This is a genomic window from Chloroflexus sp. MS-CIW-1 (assembly GCF_030444705.1).
Lineage (GTDB): Bacteria > Chloroflexota > Chloroflexia > Chloroflexales > Chloroflexaceae > Chloroflexus.
This window is the reverse complement of the sequence record NZ_JAUBWR010000004.1, coordinates 49,454-60,147: the sequence shown is the minus strand read 5'-3', so window position 1 is coordinate 60,147 and position 10,694 is coordinate 49,454. Positions and strand designations below refer to the sequence as shown.

Here is a 10,694-nt window from a genome sequence, read left to right as displayed (position 1 = left end):
CACCGGCACTGAACCCGGCGCCGCCCGTTTCCATCGCTTCGAGACAACGCCTGCGGTGTCTGCAAACGTCCACTGTACCATATCTGGAGATGCCATATCGAGCCTCATCACAAGCCCAGGTCTTTGACAAGGCTCGTAGTTGCTCGCCACTTCAGCCGACGCCCCTACCGAGCATCTGATCAAAACCACGAGTTTCTGATCATGCGCTTAGCCCTGGTCAGCATAACACCGACGAACTTCATGCACGTGCCAACGGCGATTCCGATCCGTGTAGTTTCCCCGAAAGTGCAGGACGCTGACGCGCACCCTGCGGAATCGGTGACGGAAAGCGTGCTCACATCAGAAGTACGTTATAAAGAATGGAGGGGCTGCCATAGCCATTCGCCAGAACGGGAGGTAGTGCGTTTCTGTACGAGCTACGAGTAGATTCGGAAACCCTCTATTCTGCACTCCTCACGACTGCCAGGTCGGATGAGAACCTGAAAAAACTCTGACGGGCCATTGTTAAGTTCAGCGTAAAATGTTTATTGTGGTATAATATCTGTCCTGAAAGTGTATGAGGTTTGGCCGTGTTGATCGGTCTTTCTGTCTTAAGTTTTAGTTATCGCTGCGGATTGCTTGGACAAGGAACATCTCGTGCAGTCAGTCGGCCACTCGATGTTGAAGATATGGTGGCCCTGGCCACACGAGCTGGCTTGCAGAGCATTGAAATACCTCTGCGTCTGCTCCCCGACCTATCTCCTAATCGATTGCATGCGCTCCGCGAGCGTCTGAGCCTGTGTGGACTAACGCCGGTAGCGGATAGCGACGTCGTTGATGTTGATGTGCTGCGAGCGCATATTCCTGCCGCAGCGATGCTCGGTGCACGTGTACTGCGAGTGCTGATCAGTCCGGTGTTGGAAGGATATCGTCGTTCTTTCACCGATAACTGGTCAGCTCATTTGGCTGACGTTACTGACCGATTGCGCACCGTGATCGACCTGGCGGCTGAACACAACGTTATCCTGGCCGTTGAGAACCATCAAGATGCCACTAGTGCTGATCTGACCTCCATCTGTGCTGCCGTTGATAGTCCATACATTGGTGTTTGCTTTGATGCCGTGAATTGTCTGATTGTTGGTGAAACACCATACACTGCCTTTGAACGACTGGGGCCTTTGATTCGGAATGTGCATCTCGCCGATTACGAAACGTATCCAACACCCCATGGCTGGCGGCTCGTTCGTTGCGCATTAGGTGAAGGTGATCTCGACATTCGCCATATCTTTAACCTGATCGAGCAGTATACCCCAGAAGTAACCTGTCAGATTGAGCTGGTCAGTCATAGTGCACGTCACGTGCGGATTCTCGATGATGACTGGTGGCAGGGATACCCACCATGCGATGTGCGCGAGGTTCTACCAGCTTTGCGCCTCTTCGCCCAAACGATGCGCTTACGCGATGACGACTGGCGTACACCCTGGGAACGCGGTGCTGGCGAAGAGCAGATCTGTCTGTACGAAGATCAGCAGTACGCCGCTTCGATTGCGTATTTACGGGCAATTGGTGTGCTACCCCGTCTATAAAAATCAGTACTAAATTCCTGTATCATCGCCTGTTCTCGCCACCAGATGAGCGTGCTACAATCTACATCAAGTGGAACGTTACCGATCGTCACTGCTTCGTAGTATGCCGGGCGCTATATGTTGGCGCAAGGAGAGAGCATGTCTGCACGCAAAATCTGGTGGCTTGTTGTTGGTCTGTTCTTGATCGGAAACACCTTCCTCTGGCCACGACAGAGTTTCAGTCAAGCAAGTCTTACACTGTACGTCGATACGTTGGCTGATAACGCCGTAACCGATCTCAACGTGCATTGCACCGACCAGCTCCCCAACAACAATTGTAGTCTGCGCCAGGCAATTGCAAAGGCAAATGCTAACAGCGGCATAGACCGGATAACGATCAGTTTTGAGTTGATCACTGAAGGGTCGGTGGGATCGGCACCGTATGTTATCACCACCACGCAACGGTTACCACCAATTACCCGACCAAATGTGACGATCAGTGCTGATCTCCTGAGCGGTGCACCGCAGGTTGCAATAAATGCCAACGCCAGCGATGCAGGTCTGGTGCTCAGCGGTGGTGGAGCAATCATTGAAGGGCTGGTCATCTATGGTGCCAGCAACGACGCCGGTAGCTATCGCGGGAGTGGCATCTATATCAGCAGCGCTGATAATGTTGTCCGCAATTGTACTATTGGCTTACTGCTCGACAACACTATACCACCCGACAACTTACGGAACCGCAACGGAATTGTGATCAGTGGCAGTGCTGCTCGCAATAACCAAATCGGCACGGCTAATGCACCGAACACAATTGCCGGGAACACCGTTAATGGTATCGTGATCAGTAATGCGTCGCAAAATCGCATTCAGGGTAATCGGATCGGCGTTCTCTTTACCAGCACAACTGCTGCTCGGCCTAACGGCGGGTTCGGTATCCAGATACTCAGTGACACGACTATTGACCCGAATGGACGTGCAGAGCTGAATCTGGTCGGTGGCTCGACCAACGCTGAACGGAACATCATTGGTGCCAATGGATTGAGTGGTATTCTGATCAGTGGTTCGCAAACGTATACGACGACTGTTGCCAGTAATCTGATCGGGGTTAACCTGGAGGGAGAAAGCTCATTTGCCAACGGCGGCGATGGCCTCCGCATTGAAGATGGCGCCCAAGCCACGCAGATCGGGAGCATGAGTGCAACCCAACCATTGGTCATTAGCGGTAATAACGGAGTTGGGATTAGAATCCACGCGAATGGAGGTGCCTCGCCAGCCAACACGAACCTCAATGGCTATGCGTTGATTGGTTTAAGTCGGGGTGGCAGTAGTGCCCGCCCAAATGCGCAAGGTGGCATCTACGTAAGTGAGAGCGCCGGAGTGACAACCATTGGCAGTGCCAGTACATTGCTACGTATCGGTGGCAATGGTGGACCGGGTATTTGGATTGGCCCTAACGCCAGCAATATCGCAGTGGTAAACGCATTTGTTGGCGCACTCCCCGGTGATGTAGTCATTGCTAATGAACGAGGTCTGGTCATCGATGGCGCCAGTGGCATTACTGTCACTGCTTCCACAATAGCCGCCAATACCACCGCTGATGTACAGATACAAAATGCCAGCAATGTGACCTTTGATAACAATGTGATCGGGTTACACGCTAGTCGCCGTAGTGTCGCAGGGAGTGCTGCTGCCGGCATTACTGTGAACAACAGCACCAATCTGACAATCGGTCTGACAACTGGAAATGTGATCGCTGGTGCGAATGGCCCAGGGATCGACATCAGTGGTAGCAATAGTGTGAGTATTACGGTTCGAGCCAACATTTTTGGTCTCCGCCGTGACACAACCGGCGACGCCTACAGTGTTGCCGCAGCCAATACCGGCCCTGCTATTCGCGTTAACGGCGCATCGCAGGTAACAATTGTCAGCAATGTGATCGGCGGTAATGGCAATACTGCCGGTATTGATCTGACAGATGTCCAGACGGCAACCATCACCCAAAACCAGATCGGCTGGATTGCCGATCCAGCAGGTGGCTCCACGCTGCTGCCCCGCTCGGCCAGCGTTGGGATTGCGTTAACGAGCGTTACAACCGCTACCTTGAGCGGGAATCGGTTGCGGCTGAATACAGATGATGGCATTCGCCTGACCGACTCGAATGCGGTCACGATTGACAATCTGAATGAGATTGAGGAGAACGGTGGTGATGGGATACAGATTGGTGGCACTAGCCGTAGTGTAGTGATAACCGGCAATCACATACGAGCCAACGCCGGTTATGGGGTACTGGTAACCGATAGCGCCCAGCGAGTTCGTATCACACAAAATCAGATGTCAGCGAATGGATTGGGGGGTATTCACCTCGATAACACAACGCTGTATAACGGGACCGGCCTTGATCCTGATCAGACCCTCAACCGGCCTAATCACAGTATTGATCCACCCTTCGACCTGCAACTCTCACAAGACGGTTTGATAACCGGTCGAATCTTTCCCAGTGCGGCTGAGCGTGAAGAAGACCTCATTCCAATCTCAGCATGCGCTGGCTGCACAATCCAAGTCTATGCGCCGAAACCCGATCTGGCTGTCCCTGACGGACAAGGCTGGCAACAGCTTGAGATGTTAGTCAACGGTGTTATCCGCTCTGAGATCGATCAGGTCGACGCCAGTGGTGTATTTAATGCACAAATGATCGATCTTCCTGCCACCTATCCTCAACTCATCTTTGCTGCGACAGACCGGTTTGGAAATACATCGTCATTTCACATCTTCACCCCAACCGTTGATCTACGGCTGACCCCGCTTGATCCAGTCAATCAAAGTGCAGCACCTGGCAGTACTGTTCGTTATCGACTACAGGTAGAGAATCACGGAACGTTGCAGATTAACCGTCTCCGCCTTACTACCACAGGCACCCTAAGCGGTTGGACACCAAGCGTCGAGCCGACTGATCGCTTTGCACTTGCTCCTGGCGCCAGTCGCGTGCTTACAGTGACGCTCACGTTACCAACCGGTAGCCACCCGTCGATCCAGGTACCGATCACCGATACCACAACGCTATCATTGACTGCACCCGGTCTGAACCCGATCACACAGACATTGCGCACAGCAGTACAGGCATTACCGGTATTAACGGCCAGTCCGGCAAATAGCTCGGCTACCGTGCTTCCTGCCGATACATACATCTATCGTCATCAAATTACGAACAATGGCAACGTGACTGTGCCCATCGATGTGAGTGCAACCACTGCCGACCTGATTGGGCTTGACACCTACAATACGACAGTGTTAACACCAACGGTAACCCTGGCGCCGGGGGCGAGTGCAGAGATTGCCGTTCGGATCACAGTTCCTACCGGTGCACAAACGACTACGCCAGACGGTAATCCGGTTCGTGCAACAACGATTATCACCGCTACCCCACGCGGATTTGGTGCACAGGCCATCACCATAACTGACACCACCACTGTTGGTCTGCGCTATAGCGCTGAATTGCGCAGCAGTTACGAACAAGATGTGCAGGCTGGCCGCGAGGTTGTCTTCTTGCACACATTACGTAACACCAGCAACGGACGGGCAACGTTCCAGCTCAATTTTGCTGCCAGTCGTGGTAGCACGCTGATCGCTTTTGAGTCGGCAACTGCTGGCGTCACCATCAGTGATAATCGGGTCACACTCGACAATGTGGCCGGTAGTGGCAAGGTTAATCAGATGGTACTACGGGTACGGGTACGGATTAGTGAATTGATCTTGCCTGGCACCCGTGAAACGTTGCGCATCTGGGCATCGATACCTGGTACCACTGAGCCACTCAGCGGCGCTGAAGTGCAGGATATAGCAGTTGTTCGTGATTCGTCGGGGATTCTGGTACCGACAGTCTGGATACCGTTGGTCGTAAATTAAGGAGTGACCCTATGGATCGTCGCCTTCGGATTGCACTCCTTACGTTTCTCCTGGTCAGCCTGTTTCCGATCGCCGAACCGGTACAGGCAGCATCACTGATTGTCAATTCGCTTGCCGATACCAACGATGGCGCCTGCACCACCGATCCAGGGGGCTGTACATTGCGCGAGGCCATCACTGTTGCCAACAGTAATGGCGTACCCGACACAATTACCTTCAGTGTGAGCGGCACCATCTACATCCGCGATAGCGGTTTGCCACCTCTGACCGAAGGAAACACAACCATCGATGCCGGTACAAACCATACACTCATTCTCAGTGGTGAACAGCTCCGCGATAGTAGTAATAACGTTATCCCGGCCCACGGTATTGTTATCGCTTCAAATAACAATGTCATCCGCGGGTTGGTGATCATTCGTTTTAGCAAGGGCATCGGTTTCACGAGCGGAGGCTCCGGTATCTATCTACGTAACAATGCTCAGAACAATCTGATTGTGAATAACTGGATTGGGCATTTGAACGGCTTACCAGAGCCAAATACTGGCTACGGCATTCTGATCGACGGTGGGGCCAGCAATAACCGGATCGGTACCGGTAATCCCGCCGACCGGAATGTGATTAGTGGTAATACTGTTGCCGACATCGGGCTGAGCAACAACCTGAGTACAACTCCACTCGATGGCAACCAGATTGTTGGAAACTTTATTGGTACGACAGTAAACGGCGATGCTGATCTTGATCCGACCATCGCTGCGGATAATCTCGGTGGCATCTCAGTAGAGAATTACGCCTACAATACATTCATCAGTAATAATGTTATCGGTGGCTACACCGGCACGAATGCCGCCGGAATTGTCTTGTTTAGCAATGCTGCAAGCAGCAACGCCCCCTCTATTCCTCGTAACACCCGCATTACCGGTAACTGGATTGGTGTCAACCCGACCGGTACCGTCATTGCCAACCGCATCGGTGTCCTGGTTAGCGGCGGTGGTGTGTATGGCGCAATCAATACCGAGATCGGCGATCCACTGAATCCCCTTGCCGGACGGAACTATATCAGTGGGAATGCCAGAGGTGGGATTGTTATTGCCGACACCCCATTTGCTACCGGACCTACGACAATTGCTGGGAATTATATCGGTGTGGCGCTTGATGCGGGTGGTAATCCCTTCCCAGTCGGGAACGGTACCATTAACCAGTCAGTCGGTGGCGAAGGTGTGTTTGTTGGTCGTAATGCTATTTCGACCACTATTGGGCCAGGTAATGTGATCGCTGGTGCACGCACAAACGGTATCCGCATTCGTTCTGGGAATACAGTGGTACGGGGGAATTACATCGGAGTTCATCCAAACGGCACCCAAACGACAACGACAACCATTAGCAGTTCGCCTGTAGGCTACGGTACCGGCGACGCTAGCGTCTGGATCGAGAACGGCAGCAATTCGATTATTGGTGGAGCGAACCCAGCGGATCGCAATGTAATTGCCGCCGGGCACTTTGCCGTTACTGGTTCCGGGGCTGCTGTGTTAATCGAGCCTTGTACGACAAGCTGTACAGCTAATAACAATACTGTCTGGGGCAACTACCTCGGCATTCGAGCTGATGGGAGTGGTCTCCTGGTGGACGGCACTAGCAACATAGTCGCCGACAGTGAAGGTCTTCGGATCAGCAATGCAAGTAACAATACCGTCCGTGATAACCTGATTGGCGGCGTTGACCGCGGCATAAATCTTCGTAATAACGCGAATAACAACCTTATTACCGGGAACCGAATAGGTGTACGGGCATCAAGCAGCGATACCCCTGGCAGTGGTACAACGACGCGCAAAGACGGTATTCAACTTAATAGCGGTAGTAACAATCGGATCGAGTTTAATCTCATTGCATTCACCGGCCAGAGTAATACCACTTTGTTCAATGCGACTCACGGCATTACTGTCAGGAGTAGTAACAATCAACTGTTCGGCAACCGGCTGGTACGCAACGGTCGTCTCGGCGTGGGTCATGGCATTTTCATAGCCGATAACGTAACCGGTGTCTTGATCTCACGGAATACAACTCAGGATAACGCACAGGATGGAATTGGCCTCGGCAGTGGCGCGAACGGCGGACTTGCCGCTCCGACATTCAATCCGATCACAGCCGGTTCGCCAATTGTTAGCGGCACAACTGGCTGCGGTGCTAATTGTGTTGTCGAAATCTTCACCAGTAGTGCCAGTGTGACTGACCGCAATCGTGAGGGGCCGGTCTTTTTAACTAGCACCACAACCGGTAGTGGTGGAACGTTCAGTGCGAATATTACCGGATGTCTGGGATTTATTACGGCAACTGTCCACAACCCCACAACCGGCAACAGTTCACCTTTCTCAAATGCACTCGACGTGAATGCAACCGATGCGTGCAGTACGCCAACCGCCACTCTAACGGTTATCGGCGGTAGCAGCCGCGCAGTGAGTATTGGCAGTACATCAACCTATACACTCACCCTGAGTCACACTGCTTCGGTGACTCGTACCTATACGCTGATCCTTGATAGCAACCGCGGGTGGACGAGTGGGCCAGCACTTGTAGAAGTACCACCGAACGGTAGTGTGCAGGTACTCTTCAGCGTGCTCGTTCCCTTGACCGCTACTGCTGGTGATACCGATACCACAACCGTTACTGCTCGTAGTGACCAGACCGTCTCGAACCAGGTGACACTGACGACAACTGCTCAGGCAGTCACGATTATTCCGGCGCGCCCTGAAGTTTCACCCGGCCAGATTGTAGAACGGACAGGGAATACCATCACGTTTGTTCATACTATCACCAATACCGGTCAGCTCAGCGGCCTTTTTAGTGTTATTCGGCCAGATGGTAGCAGCGGTCTGCCTATCTTTAGCGGTACCCCACCCACCGGATGGAATATTCAGTCTGCAACCCTTGCCAGCACAACCCTGAATCCTGGTGCGACAACAACGCTGACTATCGTTGTGAATACACCAGCTAGTACGACCCTCCTCGCGGGAGACTACCCCTTCTCATTCCGAGTACGTGCGGTGAGCCAGCAGGGAAGCCAGACCTTTACCGAGCAGAGCGATCCCCCGACGGTTGATACAATCCGCGTCCCGGTTGTGCGCACCTTTTCGTTCGTCGCCCAACCACCGACCAGTCAACAACTGACACCCGCAGCAACGGTGAACTTCAGCTATACTATCACCAACACCGGTAACTTCACCGATACGTTTAGCATAACGCCACCTACCACGACCAGTCCTGCCTCTGGTCTTAGCTTCAACGTGACACCAGCAGGCCCATTCACACTGGCTGCCGGTCAATCTCGTCCGATTACGCTCACCGTTACTGCAAGCGCCAGTGAGCCGGTGGGAACGTACAATTTCACCGTTCAGGCCGGTGTAACAGGGGGGAGCAACCCACCGGCTATCCAAACGGCAAGTGGAACGGTACAGGTCATCGGTGGTGGTACCCCAGTGTTCGTCGGGACGCCGTTGGTAACGCCTGCCTCAGTTTTGCCGGGTGACACCGCAACGATCACGGTGACCGTGCGCAACGGTGGTAATGCAGCCGCTCCCTTTGATTTTGTCCAGACGTTGCCGACCGGCTGGAACTTGATCGGTAGCAGCAGTACATGTCCTTCACCAGTACCCGCCGATAACACAACCTGCACGTACACCTTACAGGTAAGCATACCCACAACTGCTGACGGCGGGAATGCTATTGTAGAAGTACGAGCGATTGCGCGTAACGGCGGTCAAATACCTCCTGCACCTGATAGTACTGCCAGTACGAACGTTACTGTCACAGTCGCGACGATTCGCGATCTAAACTTCGCTCCAACACCACTTACCGCTAACGGCGATCCTGGCGAGGCGATCACCTTCACCCACATTCTGACGAACACGGGCAATGCGGCTGACGTCTTCACACTCACGCTGAGCGGATTACCGGTTGGTTGGAACGCAACGGTTGTTCCGACAACCACAACTACCCTGGCGCGTAGTGCCAGCACAACCGTCACCGTACAGATTACCATCCCCACTGGCATCAGCGCCGGTACCACGGTAACGGCCATTGTGCGAGCAACCTCTCAGGGGAATCCCACCGTCAGTGCTGACGTGCTTGATAGTGTCACCGTCAACAGTGTTGATCGGGCTGAGCTGTCAGCAGGGACAACCGTTAACAGTTTACCAGGGGCCACAGTGGTCTTGACGCACACGCTGCGCAATAGTGGATCATCAACCATTGCCTACGATCTCAGTGTACAAAGCAGCGATGCAAGCTGGACAGGTCTCAGTGTCAATCCTGCCACCAGTCCAGTTTTAGGACCTGGTAGTAGTACGGTGATCACTGTGACGATACCCATCCCAACTAGTGCACTGCCCGGCACCAGCAATACGATCACGGTTGAGGCACGGGCCAATGGCGGTACGACCCTGCTCGCCGCGGCTGAAAACATTATTCAGGTCGGTGCCTTGCGCGATGTTGAGATTACACCATCACACACTGTTATTGCACTACCCGACTCCACTACTGTCATCACGCACACGGTGCGTAACCTCGGCTTTATCGCCGATTCGTACACGATCACCGCACTACAAGGTGATGGTCACAGCGTGATTGCGACTCCCAATCAGGTCGATCTGGGGCCGGGGGAAAGCCGTGACATCGCCGTTTTACTCACCTTGCCGGCTGGTCTCGCTGCCAACACCGCACTGAGCAGCATCCGTGTCACAGCCACGTCGCGGAGCGATGCAACGATTACCGCAAGTATCTTCGATAGCGTCCGCGTTGGGCTGGTAACCGGCGTTGCGCTTAGTAGTGACCGTCTTCAGGGTATCCCCGACGGTCGTAACAAGATTACCTTTACTGGCATTACCCTGGAAAATCTGGGGAATGATACTGACACCTTTGACCTTACGGTCAGCGGACTGAGCAACAAATTCAGCGTAGAGGTGGTACCAGATAGTGTAACCCTTAACGGCGGCGCAATTGATGTTGGCATCAGCGTTACCATCAATTTACCAGTGATCCAACCGGCGGCCCTACGCCATGATCTAATCCTGACGGCAACATCTCGCTGTGACCCGAATCAGCGCAGCAGTATTCGGCTATCCATGATCTATCTCAACCGTCAGGCGATTTTTGGCGAACCGGTGTTTATCCCGATTGTTAGCCGTTAGTGCAGAAGAGATCACCCTCGACATACAGACCATTGCCCCACCGCTTCAGGTGGGGCATCAATCTATC

Annotated in this window: 3 protein-coding genes; all 3 read left to right on the top strand. The window is 53.3% G+C overall.

Features of this window, described 5'->3' with window-relative positions; all coding sequences use genetic code 11:
- Positions 1–569 precede the first annotated feature (569 nt).
- The 3 genes from QTO31_RS19175 to QTO31_RS19165 all read left to right on the top strand — a co-directional run bounded on the left by QTO31_RS19175 (position 570) and on the right by QTO31_RS19165 (position 10,627).
- Positions 570–1,565, top strand: a complete 996-nt coding sequence (locus QTO31_RS19175; protein WP_301430756.1) for a sugar phosphate isomerase/epimerase family protein — start codon at positions 570–572, stop codon at positions 1,563–1,565.
- 138 nt (positions 1,566–1,703) lie between these two features.
- Positions 1,704–5,447 carry a right-handed parallel beta-helix repeat-containing protein gene (locus tag QTO31_RS19170; RefSeq protein ID WP_301430755.1) on the top strand — a complete coding sequence of 1,248 codons (3,744 nt, stop codon included), beginning with the start codon at positions 1,704–1,706 and terminating at the stop codon, positions 5,445–5,447.
- A gap of 11 nt (positions 5,448–5,458) precedes the next feature.
- Positions 5,459–10,627, top strand: coding sequence for a beta strand repeat-containing protein (locus QTO31_RS19165; protein WP_301430754.1), 5,169 nt, complete (start codon positions 5,459–5,461; stop codon positions 10,625–10,627).
- Positions 10,628–10,694 lie beyond the last annotated feature (67 nt).

What these genes read in the sequence shown, in the direction of transcription:
- QTO31_RS19170 (WP_301430755.1), top strand. Translation starts at nt 1,704, where the DNA reads ATGTCTGCACGCAAAATCTGGTGGCTTGTTGTTGGTCTGTTCTTGATC.
- QTO31_RS19165 (WP_301430754.1), top strand. Translation starts at nt 5,459, where the DNA reads ATGGATCGTCGCCTTCGGATTGCACTCCTTACGTTTCTCCTGGTCAGC.